At 43.7% G+C, this 24,489-nt stretch carries 21 protein-coding genes and 2 pseudogenes; 14 read left to right on the plus strand and 9 right to left on the minus strand.

The features are described 5' to 3' along the window. Positions 1–234: 234 nt before the first annotated feature. A complete protein-coding gene (gene orn, locus ACED28_RS20130; protein ID WP_012603103.1) occupies positions 235–780 on the minus strand; it encodes an oligoribonuclease in 546 nt (181 codons plus the stop codon). A 150-nt stretch (positions 781–930) separates the two neighbouring features. On the opposite strand from orn, the gene rsgA reads away from it, so the two are divergent. From rsgA to ACED28_RS20155, 5 genes are all read left to right on the plus strand, one after another. Continuing rightward, positions 931–1,986, plus strand: a complete 1,056-nt coding sequence (rsgA, locus tag ACED28_RS20135; protein ID WP_012603102.1) for a small ribosomal subunit biogenesis GTPase RsgA — start codon at positions 931–933, stop codon at positions 1,984–1,986. A gap of 125 nt (positions 1,987–2,111) precedes the next feature. Beyond that, complete coding sequence (gene asd / locus ACED28_RS20140) at positions 2,112–3,023, plus strand: archaetidylserine decarboxylase (RefSeq protein WP_371710588.1); 912 nt, start codon at positions 2,112–2,114, stop codon at positions 3,021–3,023. A 321-nt stretch (positions 3,024–3,344) separates the two neighbouring features. Beyond that, entirely contained in the window at positions 3,345–4,760 is a 1,416-nt protein-coding gene (locus ACED28_RS20145; protein WP_065106134.1) for a DASS family sodium-coupled anion symporter, read from the plus strand. A gap of 291 nt (positions 4,761–5,051) precedes the next feature. Next, the gene (locus tag ACED28_RS20150) at positions 5,052–6,932 is read left to right on the plus strand and encodes a methyl-accepting chemotaxis protein (protein ID WP_102582371.1); all 1,881 of its coding nucleotides are present in this window, start codon (positions 5,052–5,054) and stop codon (positions 6,930–6,932) included. A 160-nt stretch (positions 6,933–7,092) separates the two neighbouring features. After that, on the plus strand, positions 7,093–7,980 hold the full coding sequence (locus tag ACED28_RS20155) for a DMT family transporter (RefSeq protein WP_029223842.1): 888 nt from the start codon (positions 7,093–7,095) through the stop codon (positions 7,978–7,980). A 59-nt stretch (positions 7,981–8,039) separates the two neighbouring features. Here the strand turns inward: ACED28_RS20155 and epmA are convergent, their stop codons facing one another. Next, entirely contained in the window at positions 8,040–9,011 is a 972-nt protein-coding gene (gene epmA / locus ACED28_RS20160) for an elongation factor P--(R)-beta-lysine ligase (protein ID WP_017097246.1), read from the minus strand. 484 nt (positions 9,012–9,495) lie between these two features. On the opposite strand from epmA, the gene frdA reads away from it, so the two are divergent. From frdA to frdD, 4 genes are read left to right on the plus strand one after another with little or no spacing between them, the layout of a single operon-like run. Continuing rightward, entirely contained in the window at positions 9,496–11,319 is a 1,824-nt protein-coding gene (gene frdA, locus ACED28_RS20165; protein WP_009847916.1) for a fumarate reductase (quinol) flavoprotein subunit, read from the plus strand. Next, entirely contained in the window at positions 11,319–12,083 is a 765-nt protein-coding gene (locus ACED28_RS20170) for a succinate dehydrogenase/fumarate reductase iron-sulfur subunit (protein ID WP_009847917.1), read from the plus strand. The genes frdA and ACED28_RS20170 overlap by 1 nt, the downstream gene beginning before the upstream one ends. 1 nt (position 12,084) lies before the next feature. Beyond that, the gene (gene frdC, locus ACED28_RS20175) at positions 12,085–12,468 is read left to right on the plus strand and encodes a fumarate reductase subunit FrdC (RefSeq protein WP_017108667.1); all 384 of its coding nucleotides are present in this window, start codon (positions 12,085–12,087) and stop codon (positions 12,466–12,468) included. An 11-nt stretch (positions 12,469–12,479) separates the two neighbouring features. Next, complete coding sequence (frdD, locus tag ACED28_RS20180; protein WP_009847918.1) at positions 12,480–12,857, plus strand: fumarate reductase subunit FrdD; 378 nt, start codon at positions 12,480–12,482, stop codon at positions 12,855–12,857. Positions 12,858–13,079: 222 nt separating this feature from the next. Here frdD and efp read toward each other — a convergent pair whose 3' ends face one another. After that, positions 13,080–13,646, minus strand: a complete 567-nt coding sequence (efp, locus tag ACED28_RS20185; protein WP_009847919.1) for an elongation factor P — start codon at positions 13,644–13,646, stop codon at positions 13,080–13,082. A gap of 33 nt (positions 13,647–13,679) precedes the next feature. Here efp and epmB point away from each other — a divergent pair, with 33 nt between their 5' ends. Next, complete coding sequence (gene epmB / locus ACED28_RS20190; RefSeq protein WP_371710589.1) at positions 13,680–14,702, plus strand: EF-P beta-lysylation protein EpmB; 1,023 nt, start codon at positions 13,680–13,682, stop codon at positions 14,700–14,702. 143 nt (positions 14,703–14,845) lie between these two features. Continuing rightward, positions 14,846–15,334 carry an MgtC/SapB family protein gene (locus tag ACED28_RS20195; RefSeq protein ID WP_009847921.1) on the plus strand — a complete coding sequence of 163 codons (489 nt, stop codon included), beginning with the start codon at positions 14,846–14,848 and terminating at the stop codon, positions 15,332–15,334. A gap of 127 nt (positions 15,335–15,461) precedes the next feature. Here ACED28_RS20195 and ACED28_RS20200 read toward each other — a convergent pair whose 3' ends face one another. The 6 genes and pseudogenes from ACED28_RS20200 to ACED28_RS20225 form a co-directional block, all read right to left on the minus strand. Continuing rightward, positions 15,462–16,895, minus strand: a complete 1,434-nt coding sequence (locus ACED28_RS20200) for a diguanylate cyclase (RefSeq protein WP_371710595.1) — start codon at positions 16,893–16,895, stop codon at positions 15,462–15,464. Between the two features lie 273 nt (positions 16,896–17,168). Further along, on the minus strand, positions 17,169–17,726 hold the full coding sequence (locus ACED28_RS20205) for a VC2662 family protein (protein ID WP_009847923.1): 558 nt from the start codon (positions 17,724–17,726) through the stop codon (positions 17,169–17,171). Between the two features lie 492 nt (positions 17,727–18,218). Next, positions 18,219–19,367: an RNA-binding domain-containing protein gene (locus tag ACED28_RS20210; protein WP_371710590.1), complete on the minus strand. Its 1,149-nt coding sequence runs from the start codon at positions 19,365–19,367 to the stop codon at positions 18,219–18,221. Next, entirely contained in the window at positions 19,355–21,973 is a 2,619-nt protein-coding gene (locus tag ACED28_RS20215) for a TrlF family AAA-like ATPase (protein WP_371710592.1), read from the minus strand. The genes ACED28_RS20210 and ACED28_RS20215 overlap by 13 nt, the downstream gene beginning before the upstream one ends. Then, positions 21,973–22,177 (minus strand): annotated as a pseudogene (locus tag ACED28_RS20220) (hypothetical protein); the annotation flags it as partial. The gene ACED28_RS20215 and the pseudogene ACED28_RS20220, both read right to left, overlap by 1 nt. Positions 22,178–22,207: 30 nt before the next feature. Further along, a pseudogene (locus tag ACED28_RS20225) lies at positions 22,208–22,374 on the minus strand (helix-turn-helix domain-containing protein). 246 nt (positions 22,375–22,620) lie between these two features. On the opposite strand from ACED28_RS20225, the gene ACED28_RS20230 reads away from it, so the two are divergent. The 3 genes from ACED28_RS20230 (at position 22,621) to ACED28_RS20240 (ending at position 24,469) form a co-directional block, all read left to right on the plus strand. Continuing rightward, positions 22,621–23,061, plus strand: coding sequence for a DUF2787 family protein (locus ACED28_RS20230; protein ID WP_065680360.1), 441 nt, complete (start codon positions 22,621–22,623; stop codon positions 23,059–23,061). Positions 23,062–23,159: 98 nt separating this feature from the next. Then, positions 23,160–23,852 (plus strand): hypothetical protein, encoded by a 693-nt coding sequence (locus ACED28_RS20235; RefSeq protein ID WP_371710593.1) that lies wholly within the window; start codon positions 23,160–23,162, stop codon positions 23,850–23,852. Between the two features lie 119 nt (positions 23,853–23,971). After that, positions 23,972–24,469, plus strand: a complete 498-nt coding sequence (locus tag ACED28_RS20240; RefSeq protein ID WP_371710594.1) for an LPD25 domain-containing protein — start codon at positions 23,972–23,974, stop codon at positions 24,467–24,469. Positions 24,470–24,489: the final 20 nt, after the last annotated feature.

Raw genomic sequence — 24,489 nt, forward strand, 5'->3', positions numbered from 1 at the left:
ACCGATGACCTCAACCTTGGCAAGGTTGCGCTCTACCAACTGAGCTAGTATCGCAAACTGAAAACGTCTTTCGCCGTTCAGGGCTGCGAATTATAAGAGCATTTTTTTGTGATGCAAGTCCTTAATGCAAAAATCAGCAAGTTTTTACTCAACTGCTGTAAAAGCACACATATTTGCAAAAAAAATAGCTCTTATGTCCCTGAAAAGTTAGATAAACGTGAACATTTGATCTGATTAGATGTTAATAATCGTTTTTCGATAGTACTGCAGCTCAGCAATAGACTCTCGAATATCGTCTAATGCAAGGTGGCTTCCCGACTTAGAAAAACCATCTAACACTTCAGGCTTCCAACGGCGAGTCAGCTCTTTTAGGGTGCTAACATCAACATAACGGTAGTGGAAGTACTCTTCCAGCTCTGGCATATGCTTGTATAAGAATCGGCGATCTTGACCAATGCTGTTGCCACAAATTGGTGACTTACCTTTTGGTACCCATTTTTCCAGAAACTCAATCGTTTGTTGAATGGCATCTTGCTCTGAAACTGTACTGTCTTGAATTCGTTTCACTAGGCCACTACCGGTGTGAGTCGTTGTGCACCACTCGTCCATCTTGTCCAATTCACTCTGAGGTTGGTGAATAGCCAAAACAGGTCCTTCAGCCAGGATATTAAGCTCACTATCAGTAACGATAGTAGCAATTTCAATGATTTTATGAGTTTCAGGATCAAGTCCTGTCATCTCGAGATCAACCCAAATAAGGTTCTGATCGCTAAAGGACATAAGGCGTCGCCTATTTGTTTATGTATAAAAGAGGTACTATACCCAAATAACTATACTCAAACTAGCTTTAGAGCCATCGAAATCATATGGCAGTAGCAACATCCTGTTTGAGTTCCCAATCATCAAGTTAGATGTGTTAAGTGAAAAATTGTGGCTAAAAAAAAGAAGTTAACCAAAGGTCAGGTACGTCGCGTACGTAGCAACCAGAACAAGCGACTCAAGAAAGAAGATTCTATCCAATGGGACGAGAACATGCTTGGCGGAACAAAAAGCGGACTCGTGATTACGCGCTTTGGTCAACATGCCGATATCGAAGATCTTGAAACCAACGAAGTTCACCGTTGTAACTTACGCCGTAGTATTGAGACTTTAGTTTCTGGTGACCGAGTAACTTGGCGTGCAGGCTTAGAATCCATGGCTGGCATCTCAGGTGTTGTCGAAGCCGTTGAGCCAAGAACATCAATGCTAACTCGCCCTGACTACTATGACGGCCTCAAACCGGTTGCCGCAAACGTAGACCAAATGGTTATCGTTTCAGCTGTACTACCAGAGCTATCACTTAATATCATCGACCGCTACTTGATCGCCTCTGAAACGGTGAATATCGCCCCTTTAGTTGTACTCAATAAAGTCGACTTGCTGACAGAACAACAAATTAGCGAATACCGCGAAACACTGAAGATATACGAGAAAATCGGCTATAAAGTCATGTTCGTGAGTAAAGAGTCGGGTTACGGCATCAAAGAGTTGGAAGCTGAACTGAAAGATCGTATCAACATTTTCGTTGGTCAATCTGGCGTAGGTAAATCCAGCGTAGTGAATGCACTGATGCCAACATTGGACATTGAAGAAGGTGCAGTTTCTGAAAACTCAGGACTGGGTCAACACACCACCACAGCAGCGCGTTTGTATCACTTCCCTTCTGGTGGTGATCTTATCGATTCCCCTGGGGTACGTGAATTCGGCCTATGGCATTTAGAACCCGATGAAGTCACAGATGCTTTCATTGAATTCAAGCCATACCTAGGTGGCTGTAAGTTCCGCGATTGTAAACACAATGACGACCCAGGATGTCTTCTGCGTGAAGCCGTTGAAGACGGAAAAATTAGCCGCTTACGCTTTGCTAGCTACCACCGCATTATTGAAACAATGGCTGACAACAAAGATAACCGTCAGTACTCACGAAGCAAGAAAGCCGATCTCTAATCGCGTTTTTGTGAACAAATGTGTGCATTTACTGACAATTGGCGCGAACTTAAGTAACATCTCGCGCCCTAAACCGTCATCGACAGATTTAATTGAAAAACAATTAGCATTGGAAAATTAATACAATGGATAAGATTAAAGTTGGATTGCAGTACTGGATCCCACAACATGGCCTGACTCGTTTAGTTGGTAAACTGGCGTCTGCTAAAGCGGGTGGTTTAACGACAGCGATCATTAACTGGTTCATCAAGCAATACAAAGTGAACATGGATGAAGCTCTGCATAGCGATCCAAAACACTTTAAGACATTCAATGAATTCTTCGTACGTGAATTGAAAGAAGGCATGCGCCCTATCGCAGAAGGTGACTCTGTTATTGTTCACCCTGCTGATGCACGTGTAAGTCAGTTTGGCCCAATTACTGATGGTCAACTGATTCAAGCTAAAAACCATAACTACTCAGCACGTGAGTTGCTTGGTGGTGATGCAGACCTAGCCGATGAGTTTAAAGACGGTGAATTCGCAACGCTTTACTTGTCGCCAAGTGATTATCACCGTGTGCACATGCCATGCGACGGCACACTGCGTCAGATGCTCTACGTTCCCGGTGATCTTTTCTCAGTAAACCCGCTAACGGCAGAGAACGTTCCAAACCTATTCGCACGTAACGAACGTGTGGTTTGTATCTTTGATACTGAGTTTGGCCCAATGGCACAAGTGCTGGTTGGTGCAACTATCGTAGGTAGCATCGAGCAAGTATGGGCTGGCACCATCACGCCACCTCGCGGTAACTCGGTTTACAAGTGGGATTACCCAGCACAAGGTGATAAATCTATTATCTTGAAGAAAGGCGAAGAGATGGGTCGCTTCAAGCTTGGTTCAACGGTTATCAACCTGTTTGCTAAAGATGCAATCAAGTTTGACGACACTATGCAGAATGGTGAGAAAACCGTTCTAGGCACTCCTTTCGCGCACATTGCGGGTAAAGACGTTAAGACTGAAGCTGTTGATTCAGCGGAGAACACTGACCAAGCTTAACGATCTGAGTTAACTCATTTAGTTTTAAAGGCGCGTTACTTTTTCTATATCAGAGAAGAACGCGCCTTTTTCTTAACTCTACCAATTCGTTTCCTACTCAAGCTCTAACAACCCAAGCTTTCAAACCTCAATCCTCAACCCCTGCCCAGCCACCTGCTGCTTCTCACTCTTGCCTCTAATTGCCCAGATAAAATATTGACCAAAAGCAAAACAACTGTCGAAACCTTAAACAACTTTTCGATTTTACAACCCGTCTCCAAGTACCAACAATCCAGATAACTTACTCTATTTGAAGATATTTTATTCATGGGGTCTTTGTACATGCCTAAACTCAATATTGGCGTTCTGGTCAAGCTGTTGATTTGTTTTGCGATTCCCTTAGGCGTGTTATTCATGCCAATAGATTCCATACCTATCGATGACCTCACGCTGATTCAACACCGCTTGTTGGCAATATTCTTACTAGCAGCTCTACTGTGGGTGCTTGAACCCGTTCCAGTATTCGCCACGTCAATTCTGATCATTGCGCTTGAACTGGTGATGATTTCCGACAAGGGTTTACATCTATTTAGAAACCCACCAGCAGGACACGATCTCGGTGAATTAATCAAATATACCGACATCTTCGGTGCATTTTCGTCACCAATCATCATCCTTTTCATGGGTGGCTTTGCTCTTGCGATATCCGCATCCAAATACGAACTCGACAACAACCTAGCTCGAGTATTGCTCAAACCATTTGGCACGGAGCCTCGCTTCATCATGCTGGGTTTAATGCTTATCACCGCCGTGTTCTCAATGTTCATGTCAAATACCGCAACAACGGTAATGATGCTCGCATTGCTAGGTCCTATCGTAGCCTCTGCACCAAAAGGCGACATGGGGATTAAAGCGCTTGTGTTGTGTATTCCAATTGCCGCCAATACCGGTGGTATCGCGACCCCCATAGGTACACCACCCAATGCGATCGCTCTGCAATACCTAACTGGCGAGAACAGTATCGACTTCCTTAGCTGGATGATGATGGGCTTACCCTTTGTGATCATCCAACTCACCATCGCTTGGTTTCTCCTACAAAAACTCTTCCCTTCTAAAGAAAGAAATATGGTCCTCAAGCTTGATGGACAATTTAGAAAGAGCTGGCGAGCGATTGTGGTTTACATCACTTTCGCTGCGACAATCTTATTGTGGATGACCACCAAACTGCATGGCATGAACACTTATGTGGTCTCTATTATTCCACTGGCTGTTTTCACTCTCACTGGCATCATGGGTAAAGAAGAACTCAAGCTGATTAACTGGGATGTGTTGTGGCTGGTTGCGGGTGGTATTGCGATTGGGATTGGCTTGGATAAAACAGGCTTAGCCGCTGCACTCGCACACGCGATTGATTATGAATCGCTCTCGCCGACTGCAGTGGTACTAACGCTGTCTATCGTGTGTTGGCTAATGGCTAATTTCATGTCGAACACAGCAACCGCAAACTTGCTGATGCCGATAGCAGCTGCGATTGGCGCTTCTATGGAAAGCCTAGTAGCAATTGGAGGCTTACAAGGCTTGCTGGTTGTGGTCGCCTTCTCGGCATCGCTCGGGATGATTCTTCCAGTATCGACGCCACCAAACTCGCTGGCTTACTCAACTGGGCTTATCGAAAGCAAAGATATGGCGAAGATGGGTATCATCTTAGGGATTGTCGGCTTACTGATGGTCTACCTCGCACTGTTTATTATCACCTAGCACGTCAATGCCTCCCTTCCGTCCAGCTAGTAATCGTGACCTCGCTAGCTGGCGGGCCACCAGATTTTAACCAATAAGATAAATCTTGATAACAATTAACACCTTAGCAGCAACCAATTGTGATTCCACTTCACTGTTTATTAAAAATAATCATATATATATTTAAATTATGATTTTCAACACGTTTCGAACTTTAAATATAACGACACTAGACACCTAGCAGAGACACATCCGTTCGCAATCCAACGCGTCGCTGTCATTAGCCTTTTATCCAAGAAGGAGGGATAAACCTTGAGACATACTATTAAGTTCAAAATTCAGATCGCTATCGCGGTTATTATTGCCGTCGTAAGTGGCGCTCAAGCTTGGATATCTGTTAATCAGCTTACTCAAGAAACTGAAGTCGCGATCAACCAACAGGTGAAAAACGTGAGTGTTGGTACGACGAACTACATTGCCGATTGGTTATCAATCCGCAGTGATATGATGCTTGCCAATGAATCGACCATTTCAAGCAATAGCAACTCTGATCGCGAGTTATTGATCACCAAGCAAGCCGGGCAATTCTTGTCTGTTTATGCAGGATTCAGTGATGGCAGTATAGCTTATGGCGACAAGGCTGAGGATTGGCCAGCAGACTACGACCCACGATCCCGCCCTTGGTATAAAGATGCAAACGCGACATCTGAACTCATCATTACCGAACCTTATCAAGATTTTGACGGCAGCATTGTCATCAGTTTCGCTAAAGCATTTAATGGTGAAAGACAGGGTGTTATCGCGGCAGACTTAACCGTAACCAGCATTATTGATACCGTACTCAATGTAAAACTCGATAATGACGGTTTTGCTTTTTTAGTCGACGGTAATAACAACATCGTCGCCTACAGTGATGAAGAGTTGAGTCAGAAACCACTGACGAATTTGAACCCTGAGCTAACGGTCGACAAAGTATCACAACTGCTCCAAAACCAAATGATCACGACGTTAACTTGGCCTGGTCAAGGCGATAAAATGGTCTACATCGCTAACGTTCCGAATACCGATTGGTCATTGGGTATTGTGATCGATAAAGAAATGGCATTTTCTGCGGTATCCGATGCCATTCAATTTATCACGCTTACCTCTTTGATTTTATACATCTTCATTTCGATTGCGAGCACAATGGTGATTAACCGCTTGCTGCACCCACTGCAAACATTGTCTGAAGCACTGACTCAGCTTGCTCAAGGCAGAGGCGATCTGACTCAGCGTATTGATATCAAGCGCATGGATGAAATTGGCAAACTTGCCGAGCTCGTGAACCAGTTCTTGAGCCAGATGCAAAGCATGCTTAAGGGCGTAATCGAGCACAGTCACGACTTAAACAACCATGCGGAAAAAGCCAATCAACTGGCTACGCAATCTTCGATTCGAGTCGAGAACCAACAAAACGACATCAACCAAATTGCGACTGCGATTCATGAAATGTCCGCCACCGCAGCTGAAGTGGCCAGCCATGCCGAATTAACCGCCTCCGCTTCTCAGGCATCCGCTACCGCTTGTAACGAAGGCCAAGAGGTTATCCAACAAAACCGCGATGCGATTACAGGCCTTGCGACTCAAGTTGAAGATGCAGCCAATGTTATTCGTGAATTAGAGAGTAATGCTCAAAGCATCAACCAGATCCTATCCACCATTCAAGGCATTGCCGAACAGACCAACCTGTTGGCATTGAACGCTGCGATTGAAGCCGCTCGAGCGGGTGAACAAGGTCGTGGGTTTGCCGTTGTCGCCGATGAAGTGCGAGTGCTCAGCCAAAGAACGCATGGCTCAACGGAAGAGATCCGCGTGATGATTGATACACTGCAGAAAAATACCGAACATGCCGTTGAAAGCATGACCACCAGCACTCAACTGGCAGAGAACAGCGTTGGCTTCGCAGAACAAGCTCATGGCAGCCTGACTAAGATCACTCAGGCAATCACTGAAATCAACGATATGGCGCTGCAAATAGCAAGTGCTGCGGAAGAGCAACGCGCGGTCAGCGAAGACATCAGCCGTAATACGCAAGGAATCAAGGATGCCTCTGATGACCTTGCACAGCAAGCTGAAAGCAGTCGCAATAGCTCAAATGAAATGAGTAGCGCTGCCGAGTCGATGCGCCAAGACGTGGAGCGCTTTAAGGTATAGCGCGACTCAAGCAAAGTAAGTGAACCACACCACCGAGCGACAGCTGACATAAACTAATAACTGAAACAAAGTAGTTCTTTCATAAGAATCACTTTGTTCTCAGTTCGGTTTGATGCATATTGATGAGCTAATTTATCCCAGACACAAGGATGTTATTCAGATGGGATTTGAATGGTTAGCTCTAGCTGCCGCTTTTCTTTGGGCCATTGCGAGCCTAATGTCAGTAAAGCCTGCCCAACACTTAGGTTCTTTCGCCTATAGCCGTTGGAGAATGGGTTGTACCGCGATCATCTTATCGAGCATGGCTTGGTTTACCGGAGGTTGGTCAACTGTCGAAGCCAATCTAATCACGCCGATGATGCTATCTGGCCTGATTGGTATATTCATTGGTGATACCGCCCTATTTGCCTGTTTGAACCGAATGGGACCGCGCCAAGCGGGTTTACTGTTCTCTTGTCACGCCGTGTTCTCGGCGATTCTTGGTTACTTCCTGTTTAGTGAAAGTATGACCTCTATTGAGCTGATTGGCTCGGCTTTGGTGTTTAGTGGTGTATTAACTGCGATATTCTTTGGTCGTCGAGGACAAGCCAACAACCAGCTTGAAACCATCAAGGGCACCGTGTGGATTGGTGTCGCACTGGGAATCACCGCAGCGATCTGCCAAGCATTGGGCGGCATCATTGCCAAACCCGTGATGCAAACCAGTATCGACCCTGTTGCCGCTTCTGCCATTCGAATGATCACCGCTTTTGTTGCTCACTCCGCATTTCGTTTAACAGGCGCCAAACTTTCACGCGCACTTAACCCAATGAATAAGCAGATATTCGCGATTACCGCGGTTAATGGTTTTCTAGCGATGGCAGTAGGAATGACGTTGATTTTGTATGCGTTGCAGGAAGGCAATGTCGGTATGGTCGCTCTGTTATCTTCAACCACACCAATCATGTTGTTACCGATACTCTGGCTATACACCAAGCAGAGACCGAACGTCTACGCTTGGATAGGTGCCATTGTTGCCGTAGTGGGTACTGGTATTTTGGTCAGATAGTGGGTACTCGGATTCTGGTCAGTTAGCCAAACGGTAAGTAGGACTAACTGAATAGAGAGCTAAGAGCGCGGGAACGGGAAAGCCGTCACGTCATCGATGTGGTCATAACCTAACGCCAGCATGATCAGACGATCAATACCCAAAGCAACACCCGCACAGTCTGGTAAGCCCGCTTTTAATGCCTCAATCAAGTGATGATCAATCGGTTGAGGTGATAAGCCCATCTCAATACGTTTGGTATTATCATCTTCAAAGCGCTTAAGTTGTTCTTGCGGTTTATCTAACTCGTGGAAGCCGTTTGCTAACTCAATTCCTTTGAAATACACCTCAAAGCGATCGGCGACTCGTGAATCGTTTGGATTGATCTTAGCTAACGCTGCTTGCGATGCTGGGAAGTCATACACAAACGCAGGCACCTGCTTGCCTATTTTCGCCTCGACCCCAATACTGAAAAGAAGCTGCAATAACGTATCGCGATCTTGCTCGGGGTCAGCTATGTCGCTGAGCCCTAGTTTCGCAGCTGCTTGCTTTAGCGTATCCATCGAATCTTCCAGCGGACAAACACCTAACACATCAATAAAGGCTTGTTGGTAAGTCATTCGCTCTGCTATGCCTGATTTAAGTACCTGCTGTAACAGCAGATCCATCTCATCCATCAGATCATGATGATCAAAACCAACGCGATACCACTCCAACATAGTGAACTCAGGGTTGTGATAACGGCCATTTTCTTCATTGCGAAAAGATTTACAAATTTGGTAAATACAACCGCTTCCGGCAGCCAACAAGCGTTTCATATGAAACTCTGGGCTAGTCATAAAGAATAGTGGCTGGCCGTGCGCATAACCTGGCCCTACGAATTCAGTTTTGAAGGTATGTAAATGCACATCCGTCACCGTGGCGTGGCTCATCGCAGGCGTATCCACTTCCATCACGTTTCGCTCAACAAAGAACTGACGAATTTGATTTAGGATATCAGCACGTTGCTTTAACTGCTTAATGGTTGCGGCCGGTTGCCATGTAGAGTGCATTATTGAGTTCCATATTACTGAATTTTAGACGACGAAAATTACCACCTTTCATCGCTTTTGTAAGCTTCTATCTTTCTATTCTTGAAAGCGAAATGTTGTTTTAATGAAGCCAGAAAATTACGTTCTACAATACAATTATCAATACAGATTTTACATCCACATTGATAACAAAAATCATACTCAACAAGCCGTTAACACAAGCCCTGTGGGCTAATCGTTATCAACAATTCATTGCCGTGATTGCAGTCACATAACCTATAAATTCTATGCCTCCATATGCACTACCGACCTAAAAACCCAAATGCATCAACTTTTCGAATACCTTCCTCTCTTACACTGAACCTACCACTTAAGGCTTAGGGGTAATAAACGGTTGATGCCGTTTACGTACTATTAATTAGTAAGTAACGCCAATTAGTAAGTACTACCAATAAGCTTTTTATAATAACAAGCGGAATACTCCGCATCACACTGGAGAATAACTGTGAAGACAATTACCACAGATATCGCAGTCATCGGCGCAGGCGGCGCTGGTCTTCGTACAGCAATTGCAGCAGCTGAAGCTAATCCTGAATTGGAAGTTGCACTGATTTCTAAAGTTTACCCAATGCGTTCGCACACGGTGGCAGCAGAAGGCGGTTCAGCAGCGGTAATTAAAGACGAAGATAGCCTAGATAACCACTTCAACGATACTGTTGGCGGTGGCGACTGGCTATGTGAACAGGATGTTGTTGAATACTTTGTTGAAAACTCGACTCGCGAAATGATCCAAATGGAACAATGGGGCTGCCCATGGAGTCGTAAAGAAAACGGTGAAGTAAACGTACGCCGATTCGGCGGTATGAAGGTAGAGAGAACGTGGTTCGCAGCGGATAAAACCGGCTTCCACATGCTTCATACTCTGTTCCAGACTTCGATGAAGTACGACACAATCAAACGATTTGATGAGTACTTTGTGGTGGATTTGCTCGTTGAAGATGGCGAAGTGCAAGGCCTAATCGCGATTCACATGTCTGAAGGTGAGCTTGTTACCATCAAAGCAAAATCTGTTGTTCTAGCAACGGGTGGCGCAGGTCGTGTTTACCACTGTAATACCAACGGCGGCATCGTAACTGGCGACGGTATGGCAATGGCTTATCGCCACGGTGTGCCACTTCGTGATATGGAGTTCGTTCAATACCACCCAACAGGCCTACCGGGCACTGGCATCTTGATGACCGAAGGTTGTCGTGGTGAAGGCGGTATCATCGTCAACAAGAACGGCTACCGTTACCTGCAAGATTACGGCATGGGCCCTGAAACTCCAGTGGGCGAGCCGAAAAACAAATACATGGAACTGGGTCCTCGTGACAAAGTTTCTCAAGCATTCTGGCACGAGCAGCAGAAAGGCAACACCATCAAGCACCCACTTGGTGATGTCGTACACCTTGACCTTCGCCACCTGGGTGAAGAGTACCTGCAAGAGCGTCTGCCGTTTATCTGTGAGCTTGCAAAAGCGTACGTAAACGTTGATCCAGCAAAAGAGCCAATCCCAATTCGCCCGACCGTTCACTACACCATGGGTGGTATCGAAACTAACGGTACTTGTGAGACTCGCATTAAAGGCCTATTCGCCGTTGGTGAGTGTGCTTCAGTTGGCCTACATGGCGCAAACCGCCTAGGGTCTAACTCTCTTGCTGAATTCGTAGTATTCGGCCGCGTAGCCGGTGAACAAGCCGTGAAGCGTGCCGCTGAATTCAAAGGCTGGAACGAAGAGTCTATTGCTAAGCAAGTGAAAGCGGTTGAAGATCGCATCGCTGGCATCTTGGCTCAAGAAGGCGATGAGAACTGGGCTGATATCCGTACTGAAATGGGTCACACCATGGAAGCGGGTTGTGGTATCTACCGTCAAGAAGACTTGATGCAAGAAACCATCGACAAAATCACTGAACTGAAAGCTCGCTACAAGAAGATCAGCATTAAAGACAAAGGCAAAGTGTTCAACACTGACCTACTTTACGCTATCGAAGTGGGTTACGGCCTTGAAGTTGCCGAAGCGATGGTTCACTCAGCGATCCTTCGTAAAGAGTCTCGCGGTGCACACCAACGTCTAGACGACAACTGCACAGAACGTGATGACGTGAACTTCCTGAAACATTCTCTATCTTTCTACAACGAAGATGCAGCACCAACTATCGACTACAGCGGCGTTAAGATTACTAAATCTCAACCTAAAGCTCGTCTATACGGTGAAGCAGCCGAGAAAGCCGCGGCTGCTGAAAAAGCGGCAGAAGAGAATGCGAAGAAGAGCGAAGAGGAGCAAGCATAATGTCAGCGAATCGAATCCAGAAAATTGAAATCCTGCGTTATGACCCTGAGCACGATGCAGAACCTCACTTTCAAACCTTTGAAGTTCCATTTGATGAAACCATGTCGGTACTTGATGCGATTGGTTACATCAAAGATAACCTAGATAAAGACCTGTCTTACCGTTGGTCTTGTCGTATGGCGATTTGTGGTTCTTGCGGCATCATGGTTGATGGCGTGCCAAAACTGGCATGTAAGAGCTTCTTACGTGACTACCCGAATGGCTTCAAGATCGAGCCTTTGGCTAACTTTCCAATCGAGAAAGATTTGATTGTCGACATGACACCGTTCATCGAACGCCTTGAAGCAATCAAACCTTACATCATTGGTAACGACCGTAAACCAGAAGACGGCACTAACATCCAAACTCCAGAGCAAATGGCGAAGTACAAACAGTTCGCTGGCTGCATCAACTGTGGTTTGTGTTACGCAGCATGTCCTCAATTTGGTCTAAACCCCGAGTTCATTGGCCCTGCGGCACTTGCTCTTGCTCACCGCTACAACCTAGATAGCCGTGACAATGGTAAAGCTGAGCGTATGAAGCTTATCAATGGCGACAATGGCGCTTGGGGCTGTACGTTTGTAGGTTACTGTTCTGACGTATGTCCGAAGAAAGTAGACCCAGCAGCGGCAGTGAACCAAGGTAAAGTTGAGTCTTCAATGGACTTCGTTATCTCGATGTTCAAGCCTGATGGATCGCAAGTAAAAACAGCAGAGGAGGCATAATATGAGCAATCGTAAGCCTTATGTTCGCGAGATGAAGAGAACGTGGTGGAGCAACCATCCGTTCTACCGCTTCTACATGCTACGTGAAGCGACTGTACTGCCTTTGATTCTATTCACTCTGTTCCTAACCTTCGGTTTGGGTTCGCTAGTGAAAGGCCCTGAAGCGTGGCAAGGTTGGTTGAGCTTTATGGCTAACCCTATCGTTGTTGGTATCAACATCGTGGCACTGCTTGGCAGCTTACTGCACGCTCAGACCTTCTTCAGCATGATGCCTCAAGTAATGCCAATCCGTCTTAAAGGCAAATTGGTAGATAAAAGAATCATCGTACTGACCCAGTGGGCAGCGGTGGCATTTATTTCTTTAATCGTTCTGATGGTGGTGTAAGGAGCTTCGTTATGAACACAAATTACAATGTTAACCACAATCCGAAACGCTCTGATGAACCAATCTGGTGGGGGCTATTCGGCGCTGGCGGTACTTGGTTCGCGATGATTACACCAATCACGATTCTAGTGCTGGGTATCTTGGTGCCAATGGGCATTATCGATGCGGATGCAATGAGCTACGAGCGTGTCTCTGAGTTTGCCACCAGCATTATCGGTGCGCTATTCATTATCGGTACGCTAGCACTGCCAATGTGGCACGCAATGCACCGTCTTCACCACGGCATGCACGACCTTAAGTTCCACGTCGGCGTTGCAGGTAAAGTGGGTTGCTACTTCGTTGCAGGCCTAATCAGCGCGCTATCTGTTATCTTCATTTTTATGATTTAACAGTTAAGAGCAGGTTCGAGATTCGGGTAACTGAGATTCGAAGAGTTTAAGAACGAAAGTACTAAAAGCAGAACAGGATTATCTTGTTCTGCTTTTTTGTTGCTTGTCGAATCTCGTTTACTCGTACCTGCTCTTTCTCAAACGTCAGATACAAAAAAGGCCGCTCATAAGCGACCTTTTCTATTTCACTGAGCCACCTTAAACAAGATGGACACAATCAAATTACTTCACACGACCAACGTATTCGCCAGTACGAGTATCAACTTTAACAACTTCACCGATAGCGATGAATAAAGGAACACGAACTACCGCGCCTGTTGCTAGAGTTGCAGGTTTACCACCCGTACCCTGTGTATCGCCTTTCAGGCCAGGATCGGTTTCAGTTACTTCGATCTCAACAAAGTTTGGCGGAGTAACAGTGATAGGGTTATCATTCCACAACGTTAGAGTACAAACGTCATTTTCAACTAACCATTTTGCTGAATCAGCGACTGCTTTTACGTCTGCTGCGATTTGCTCAAATGTTTCGTTGTTCATGAAGTGGTAGAATTCGCCATCGTTGTATAGGTAGCCTAGTTCAACGTCAACAACATCTGCAAGCTCGAAGCTTTCGCCTGACTTGAATGTTTTCTCTAACACTTTGCCTGACAGCAGTTTACGAAGTTTTACACGGTTAAACGCTTGGCCTTTACCTGGCTTAACGTATTCATTGTCGATAATTGCGCAAGGCTCGTTATCTAACATGAATTTTAAACCGCCTTTGAATTCATTGGTGCTTACTGACGCCATGATTTTCTCTTCCACATCTTTGAGTTAATTTCAATGCCGCATATCATAACCCGAAAAGTCGAATCTGTTGAGCAAAACTGGCTCAAACAACTATCGAATGCGATCTCTGACCCGACAAAACTGCTTGAAGCATTGGAAATAGACCCAACACCGTGGCAAAAAGGATTCGCAGCACGTGAGCTGTTTTCACTTCGAGTTCCTCTTAGCTTTGTGGAGCGAATGGAAAAAGGCAACCCACACGACCCATTACTGCGTCAGGTATTACCTTTAACCGAAGAGTTCGAAGTACACCAAGGCTATTCTGCTGACCCCTTAGAAGAGCAAGAAAACGCGATTCCGGGACTACTACACAAATACAAAAGCCGCGCGCTAATGATCGTGAAAGGTGGCTGCGCGATTAACTGTCGTTACTGCTTCCGTCGTCATTTCCCTTATCAAGATAACAAAGGATCGAAGTCTGTTTGGCAGACCAGCCTCGATTATGTGGCTCAACATCCCGAGATCAACGAGGTGATCTTATCTGGCGGCGACCCTCTGATGGCAAAGGACAGCGAACTAGATTGGCTGATCAATGCCATCGAACAAATTCCGCATGTGACAACCGTTCGTATCCATAGCCGTTTACCGGTTGTAATCCCTGCACGCGTGACGGATGAACTATGCCAAACATTGGCTAATACTCGTCTCAACGTGGTGATGGTCAGCCATATTAATCATGCCAATGAAATCAACTTAGAACTCAAACAAGCCTTCCATAAATTGAAACTAAGTGGTGCAACTCTGCTCAATCAAGGTGTGATGCTAAAAGGCGTGAATGACAGCGCTAACTCATTGAAAGAATTGAGTGATAAGCTATTCGACGCCGGTGTTTTACCTTACTACATGCATGTACTTGATAAAGTTCAGGGCGCTGCTCATTTCTATATCTCCGATGAAGAAGCGAAACATCACTTTAAGGGATTAATATCTGAGGTTTCTGGCTATCTAGTACCTAAGTTAACCCGTGAAATTGGCGGACGCAGCAGCAAGACGCCACTCGATCTGCATATTGAATAGCGAGCGAGCTTCAAAAAGCGACTAAGCTTATCTGTAACGATAACACGTTGCTAAATGCACCTTCACGACAAAAATTTTTTGTTCGATCGTCCGGTCTATTATTAGCATACTCGGCTCTATTCTAAATTCTTAGGAGGGGTGATATGTCACAATTTATAGAACAAGCTCTCAACCTTGCCCCCTTTAGCTGGGCAGGACTCGCAGCATGCATGTTGTGTGGTTCTTTGATCGGAATCGAAAGGCAAACACGCGGTAAACCCGTCGGAATACGGACATCGATCCTTATCATTAGCGGTACTTACTTCTTCCTCACCATGGCGATTAGCCTATCCCCCAACACACTCGATCAAGCTCGTGTACTTGGTCAGATAATTACGGGGGTTGGATTCCTTGGTGCTGGGGTAATGATGACATTGGATGGAAAGATTCATGGCGTCACCTCAGCCGCGATTATCTGGGTACTCGCTGCATTAGGTATGATGATCGCACTTGGCCACCTTTCACAGTCGGTTATTATCACGCTAATGGCGCTAGTGATTCTGCTTGGTGTCGACAAAGTAGAAAACAGCTTCCAGAGCTTACGCCGTGGTGTTCATCAGAAGTGGATGAGAAAAGTCCGCGTGAAGAAGTAACACCTCGTCGGAAGACATTTGGCCTTAGCTGCATTTTGTTCTTAGCTACTGTTTCATCTTAAGGGTCTTTTTCCTTAAATAAAAAAGAGCCTAGCAAACGACTAGGCTCTAAACTGCAGTTCACAGATTAATGTACGTGAATAGACACTTGATTCTTACCTGCGGCCTTCGCCTTATAAAGCTGCTCATCTGATGAACGAATACTCTGGTTTTCCCACAAGTGTCCAATGCTGTCGAACTTGTACAGAGAGTAAAGCGCCGCTCCCCCGGAGACTGATATATTAATCTTGTCACCGGTCGCGCATCGATAACTTTGTAAACTAATGTCATTTTGAATTCGTTCAAAGATCGATGAAAGTAATTCGGATGATTCGCCCGTAATCGCGACAACAAACTCTTCACCACCAAATCTCGCCACGATATCTTTCTGCCTAACGCTGTTCAGCATTAACTGAGCAACATGGCAAATCACCTCATCTCCCACCTTATGACCATACTGGTCATTCACCACTTTGAAATCATCGATATCAAATACGCCAACACCAATAATTGGCTCCTCATTTTGGTTCAGCAACCGAGCTTCAAAACCACGCCGATTATATAAACCAGTCAATGGGTCGAGCATCGCTAAATTCTTCAATCGCTTGTGCTCTTGCTTGGTATAAAACCGCCACAACCATAGTGCTGAGATAAAGTACAAAGCTAACAAAATCAGTAATTGAACCCTCTCCAGTTCCAGCAAATGTAAGAAGTGCTCACTCTTTCCTTCTTCAATAGTCAGGTATAACTCAGTATTGACTCCATCGACATACAAAGGCCGTGAATAGGTAAAGTCCAACAGCCCATATTTGTTTACTCCTCTTGCGCTCGTCACCTTGTATCCATGTACGGGATTCGAGACGAGATTAGAGACGTAACCATCAACACCGAGTACTCCTTTAAACTCACCATCAACATAGATACCCTTGGTTAAGGTCACTACCTTCTTCCCTGTTAGGTAGTCATCGTATTGGCCGGTATACACCACTTGATCTTGACCCTGAGCTAAGCCAAAACGAATCGTATTAACCCAATAAGGGCGACTATTGACGACTGAATCAAAGGTGTCACCTTTAATGTAACGGGCGAAATCGGAAGGCGACGATATAATAAATTTATCTTTGGAGATAAAGTAAATCGCAGAGATGGTATCAATGGTATTCGCAAAGTAAGCCATGGTGGGTGCGATAAACATGCGCCTACCTGCTTCTAAATGAAGCTCCGACTTTAGATCGCACATCTCACTTGGGCCAGAGAACATAAAATCAAATCGAGGTGCAGCTTGCTCTTCACTAATGAAGTAACACGTATCACCTTCGACCTTTTGCTCATGTGAGAATACGTAGGTATCCCCATGCAGCGGATAAAGTGCGGTAATATTATATTCAAGCGCATTAATAATCTGTGTAAGCTCCGCTAAAGAGCGTGTCACGCCTTGGTTTTCAATTCCATACTGCTTTTCTGACTCTTCCGCTGAATCAACAAGTAACAAGCTAAAAACCACTAAAAAGCTGACGGTCAGACTTAAGAAAGCCTTTTTAAAATCGACGGTATGGGGATTAATCAAAGCATATAAGTCATCATTGAAAATTTAGCGCACATTGTACCCACAAGTGAGAACATCGCAACAAGAGTATAAAACAACATGCTTACAGTAACGTTTAAGGAGTGAGATAGCAGATGTAGAATAACGCCCAAACATAGAAGTAAAGGCGTTGATAGGTTCAATCATGGATAGCTTTAAGCCTTGGCAAGAACGTCGCTCACCAATATTAAAACCAGCGCAGCTACCGTCTTACTTAGCGAAATTCACAATTGGGAAGCACGGGAAAAAACCATTGTCAGCACAGTTGATCAGACCAATCTGTACTCCTTCAATTTTGTTGGTTTTGTTGAAGATACCAACCTGAACCGTAGACACCTCTGAAAGGTTCGCAGCGCCAACATCCACCATAGTGTTACCTTCGGAGTAGTTTACGAAACTCACGTTCGCGCCTTTTACATCATTAGTAATGTTAACAGCACCTAGGTTAACACCTGTTGTTTTACCTGTGTTCCAGTTAAAGAAACCTAGTGAAGCACCTGTCATTTCTTGGTTTACTTTTGATGCACCAAAAATACCAAGATTCACACCTGTCGTGGTTTGCGTCTCAGACATACCAACAACCGCAAGGTCGACACCTTTAAGGTCATTGACTTGCCCGTGAAGCAGAGCCAGACGTACACCGCCAACCGCATCTGAATCCGGAGCGTTGAAACCATTGATCGTTGAAAACATAACAGGCGAAGAAGCAAATGCTGCCGGTGCCATTACCGCTGCAGATACAGCAAGTACTGAAAGTAATTTTTTCATTGGGGAGTCTCCACTGACTTATTGTTGACTTGATTAATCTATATTTAATCAAGTATTTATTGTCCTTCACTCAACAGCTATCCATGTTAAATCAATGTCATAACTGTACCATTGAATATAAGACCCAAAATCATAAAGAGCAATATTGAGCAGAGGATATCATGAGAGGCAAGAGTAACCATCGGCAGTCAGGTTTCTATAACTAGACGATAAAGATTCCCTATCACGCTCGAGCCTCGCTGTCGGAGTGACGATTTCAAAGCATAAAAAAACGGAGACCGAAGTCTCCGTTTTCTAAAGCTTATGTATGACTTTCTCTGTTACGAGAAAGGGGGAATACATCATGCCGCCCAGGATTAGCTAAGCCTTTGTTTAAATAGAAAATTAAAACAAGACACAACAACTGTACCCCTTATTATACCCTAGAGTCTCTATAGACAGGTGCTAAACAACTAAAGTAATTTAATTCTAAGCTTAGTTATGCACATAAGATCAACACTCTCTCTTAATCACAACTTTAAACTCATTTTTATCTCTATTATCAATAAATTCAATATTGGGCCAATTTTTTATCGCCCTTTGAACACCGCTGCCAATACCACGATATGGAAGCACATATCTCGCAAATGAAGCAATGATTGGATTTCGACTGTTAGAATTACCATTAACAATATTATCAATAGTGAGGTTATTTGGTAGATGCCCAGGACTAATGATTTCTATACGATCTAAAAACACAAATAATTTCACTGGAGCTTTGGTGAAGTAGTCCCTATGGATCAATGCATTAGCAATTAACTCTTCAAACACAATTTTAGGTATTTCAGGTTCCCCTACAGAATTAAAACCTTGCCCAGCTTGCACATGACGGATATTGGTAAGTATAAAACTCATACATTCTTGATAAGTAACACCTAATTTGCCATGAATATCTCTACTATCATTGTACTCTTCGTCTGTGATATCCGTACCAGGGAAAGCGACTGCTTTTACAATGAATGCTGGTAATTTGAATTGAGGCTGCCGTGCCAACAACAACGTACCACATAGATTTAAATTATCTTCTTGCATCAAGTTCATCGACCCTAGCAGCTCGCTATGACTTCTTGATTGAGAAGACAAATCTTCACCAACAACATTTTGGAAAAAGTCTGAAAAATAGTCCATATCGATATCATCAATAGATGTGTTTTGAACTTTAAGTTCATCTGCATGGACGAGTGTTGCAGCTTGAAACATTCGTTGCATCTCTTCAATGGCTGTCACCGCTCGTTTATCGGAACCATTTTTCACCCAAATACGCCCATCGTTATCCGCACATGGACGAATACCCTTATCTATAGAAACAACGATTACCATACCATCAGGGTGCTCAACATTTTCTGTTATAAGGTTTATCGCAGGTTTAACATTATTTGTTGCCGCATCAGCTATTAGACGATTACTACTTTCCAAATCATCTACAGTTAGTCCATTTACGCTCTGATCATCAGCAACACCAACAATTAACTTACCGCCTTCTGTGTTACTAAATGCAATCAATTCTTTAGCTATATCTTTGGATCGAGATACTCGTTCTTTGAATTGATGCTTACTGTCTTCGCCTCGAGCAATCAACCCTATAAGTTCTATGACTTCCATACTTCATACACCTGCTTACGTTTATCAAAGGCTTCTTGACCACCTTCCATTATTGACACAATCTGTTGCTGAACTTGTTTATTATCAATACCACCTGAAAATAGTTCTGTCTTTTGAGCGTCATAACGACAGCAAACAACTTGCTCTGCATCCCCAAGTACCGGAATATTTGCATTATGAGTAGCAAAAATAAATTGCGTAGATGGCTTAAGTTTTGTGAGCATCTTAATTACATCGTCATATATTGTTTGGTTATCTAAATCATCTTCTGGTTGATCAATTATCACTACATCGTTATCTTGCTGACTTAGTACAAAAAGCATTAATGCAGAAGCTCTTTGACCAAGTGAATGCTGCTTTAAAGCTTTACCATGATATTCAATCACATATTGATTAGGGACTTGCCAAGTTAAGAGCTCTTCAATATTCTTTTGAAAGTATTCATTAAACACTTCGTAATTTGAGACCATCTTTCTTACATCATCCCATGCATTTCTCATTGAACAAAAATCACCGAACTTTTCGATAAGCCCCTGAAGAGTCGTACCACGTATACCACTCCCCCTATAAGCATCCTGCATCATATTTAACGTAGACGTTGAATTCGATTTATAGCTCGCCAATATTTTAAGTGGTGAGTCTTGTTGGTTAACACGAGCAATGCACTTTTCTATCTGATTGAACTCTTCGGTTCTTAATTGCTCAAGTTTACACAACTCATCTGTTAGATCACCTTTAAGCTGTTGATGCTTACTATCACTTAACTCCAATGCTTTTAACACCTTCCCCGCTTGATCAATCTGCGTTTTTATTTTTCTAAAATCTTCAATTTTTAGAGATTGGATTCCCTTTTCCCTAAGTTCGGCAGATAACTTACGCTCTATTTCTGCAAAAGCTTCTTTATTAGAATTTTTAGCCAACTTAAAGCTTTGAAGTTTACTATCTAAAGGCTCGATGAGCGTTGCTGACCCTGAAGCTATTTTATCCATTAATTTAAGTTGTTCTAAAATAGGCTGATACAGCTTACGGTACTCTTCAAAAAACGGGTTATTCTCTTTTGATTCATAACTGCTTAAAAGTAGTAGTATACTTTTTTGCTCTTCAATGAAATCTTGAAGTTCCATATAGAATTTTTTTGCATTACTTGTCGCATCCACAAGTTTACGTTCATCTCGATCAAACTCTATTTGCTTCTGAAGCTTTTCTTCAATACCGTTATCTTGGTAAATTTTTAAACTGAACTCTGCGTCCTGTTTTTTCTGAAACCATTCTTGCTTTGCTTGCTTATCTGTCGAGAGCTTCTTGATTTGTTTGATCACATCAATGACAGCTTGTTTCTTTGCCAAAATTTGCTGACGAATTGGTTCCAGTGAGTCACCTACCAATTTCTCAATCAAGTCTTTTTCAAACCCTTCGCCACTGCTCGATAAATCTTTTTGGCCAAAATAAATAGGGTTGTACAACACTGTTTCACGTATTGACACCCCAGGCTGCACAACACCGTTTACCATAACGTCTGGTGCTTTATTGTTAATTCTTTTAATTTGATAAGCTTGACCATGCCGATCTCTAGCATTGATACAAATAGCTCCACCGTTATTTAATAAATGATGAACTAAATCATTTTTATAATCCTTATCCATCGACTTAACACCTAACGGGATGTTTAGTGCATACCTAATAGCTTCTAGAACCGATGACTTACCGCTACCACGGATGCCAATTAACGTATTTAATTCAGAAGAAAAGGATACCGTTTGGCCACCAAGCGAGCCTTCCCCTTCAAAGTGAATACTATCAATATGTGAATGAGCAACTTCGACTACCTGACTATTTACTCTGTACCTATGATTGATTAAAGCAAACTTAACCGCATCAAACGAAAAGTCCCCAACTTTCAAGTAGCTTATTTTTCCCTTACCAATTTGCTCAATACTCTTAGGGTCACTGCCTTCAACTTCTGCCACAAAATAGCCATTCATAACAGAAATTAGCTTATCTTTCTTATCACGAGTGGCGACTTTTTGAAAACCAAGAACACGCTTTCTAAATGCCTCACTAGCAAAAAGATCACCTATTGGTCCGGGCTTTAACGCCCCCCACAAACCATTATCTGCTTCTACATGGGCGAAAACTAAAAAATAGTCTCTTTCAAACTTGTCGAGTTCCCGAACTGTTTCTTTTAAGTCATGATTAGACCTAGCATTCTCTTGCTCAAAATTAGCTTGCCCTGCAAAGGTGACGTTTAGAAAGCTCTGAATATAGTTTTCATTTTCTTTATTGATGACCCATTCATCGGAAAAAATCACTAAAGTATGAACTCCGGCTTGCCCATCCTTGACCGATAACTCGACCCCAGGAAGTAAACCGACCCCCTTCTTGCGCGCTTTTTTACGCATTTGCTTAAATTCATCGAGTTCAAATTTATTGTGGTTACTAATTACACCAAGGCCTATACCCGCTTTTTCGAGCCCAGCAACATAACTATTGATATAATCATTCTCACTCCCCGAATACTTAAATTCTTTATCCGCACGGGTGTGCAAGTGAAAGTCAGCTCGAATCCACTCACTGCCATGACTAAATCGCGAATGTACATTGCTCATTAATAATGCTCCTCAATATAACTATACGTCTTGGCGAACAACTCTTTGCCTTTACTTAAAGCAAACTGCGCCAATTTCAGTAGCAACGCCTTCTGAATATCTCTTGACCCACTGTTCGTGGTTTGCCAGCTTTATAAAGCGTTTGGCTTTTACAATCTTCTCTACCTGCTCAACTACATCACCAATTAGCTTTGCCGTGCTCTCAAGTCACGTTTGCCAAGAACAGTTTAATTACTATTTACTCTTTTCTATCCAAGCTTCTAAATATTTTCGTTTAAAACGCCATGGGCCACCAATCTTGAAGCCCGGAAGCCTTCCTTCACTGGCGAGGCGATATGCAGTTTTATAGACACCTTCAGATAAGTAGCCACACCTTTAATTATTAGTGTTTGATCAACCATCGGGTTGTACTCTCACTAAAATCTTTTCAATACTGAGCAGAGAGAATACGGGAGAATTGAAGAATCAACAATGCTCAAAACCAAACTTTCAGCACTCCGGTTTCATATATGATTGTTTTTATTTTAGTCGAAATTACTCACCATTCAGCATCATGCCCCTCAGCCCCTGCCATCCACTCGAATCCAAATTTTTTCAAATATATTTCATCACTATGCATAACCTCATGAGTCGAAAAGGAGCCGATTATGCATAGGGATATCTTACCCACAACTTCATTCAACAGGACTGCTTTGCCTATATCTCAGGCTCTTCTGGATACATTAAACAACGTTCTAAACAAACACACAGGACTCGTAGATGATCATCACATCATCCATTTCAGCAATAAGCACTACTCCGCTGAACATGGAGGCTATCACCCTGTTGAGATTGCACTAGCGAAAGACGTTAACAACATCTATTCAATCCTTTGCATCACAGATTTTAGCTTCAATGGATACCCTTACCCGACACTTGAGCGAGATATTGAGTTCGATTTCACTCATTCCACGGTCTTCACTCGATACTCCGGTTTAAAGAGTATCAGCGCACCCAACACCCACAAGCTATACACACTTTGGGAATCCAAGTTTATTGCTAACTTAGCCAAGGGAGCCTACAACCCAATCGAACTGCGTGGCCCCTAATACATGAACGCTATTGATAACCACCACTTTACCGATCCCCCTGTTTCTAGCTATCACCATGATTTTACTATATTACTCTTTCACAGGAGCCCCCCTTTATGTCCTATGACATTGTCTATGAACAACTGGCACTGCGTATACCAAAAGAAGACGTTGTTCAGCAAGCCTGTACCTTCTTCAGAGAACGCCTCAACCACACAGACCCCCAAAGCACCAACGAACTCAAACAAGCTCTGTATGAACGTTATAGGCTTAGGTTGCGTGAAGACGTTCTACTCATGCTCCACATGCTCATTGGCTCTAGTAATCTCTTTGACACGGAGACAAACAAACGAGCACGTAGCTGGCAGTTCTGTGGTGTAAACACCTTCAACCAACTACTCGTGAAATACGGTTGTGACTGGTCAGCAGCCGCTGAATCAGGTGAAGTCAAACTCAATGGTCGCGATACCAAAGCAGAAGATTGGATACGAGCATTACGTAACACTTTGAACCTCGCTAAAGACTATGGAGTGATGCCGTATTGCCACACCCTAGAGGTATGGCTTAAAGCGCCATTAGATAAATCCAAACAAACCCAACTAGGTGAGTTAAAAACGCAGCTAAGTGATTTAGATGTAACTTGGAAAGAACGGCAACGATTTGATGACGATGGTTTTGATGTCGCAATCAAACCCAAATCTGCTTTTGAGATGTGGCTATTTCAGCAGCTCATCAATAGCTACCAAGGCAAGTGCTGGATAAATAGCTCAGAGCCGCCCTATCACGCTGTAAATAAACACTCCATCTAATACTCTTAGCCCCGTTAACACCACAGCTTAACAATCCAAAAACACGTTTACCCACCACTCTAGAGGCCACCTTGTTATCAAGGTGGTCTTTTTTATTTATTCGTAGAAAGGAACCCACTATGCAAACAACACAACAAGATAGCCCAAACAGCTCACCCATAGACCAACATGATTCTTTACTCACATCAGAGGCAAAAAAAATTAAACCGATCACGGTACTTGTCCAATGGTCTGAGTCTCGCGAGTTCACTGAAGAGACACTCTATGACTTTAATGAATTCGAAAAGAAAGCTCTGGAGGTTGCTAAACGCAATCCATTAGGCGGGTACGATAAGACAAAAGTAACCGTGACCTTCGATAATGAACATCAGCACGAATGTCGCTTAGATTTAGGGTGTGGTGGTAATGACCAAGGCTTTGCTGAGCATTGCTTAAGCATGGCTCGTTATTACCGCCAGCATAAAGGGGATGTCGATAAACCTTGGCTTTATGACAAACACCACCAGCAGTTAATCGAACTCATTAACACTTATGAGTTGGACCACTCATTCGTAGACCTAGGGCGTATGCAGGTTAAACAGGTTGATCTGCTCCAGTCAGACTGGACACTTAGCTAAGCGACATTTCGCTTTTCAAA

Origin of the sequence: Vibrio sp. 1F253 (assembly GCF_041439295.1) — a bacterium.
Classification (GTDB): Bacteria; Pseudomonadota; Gammaproteobacteria; order Enterobacterales; family Vibrionaceae; genus Vibrio; species Vibrio tasmaniensis_A.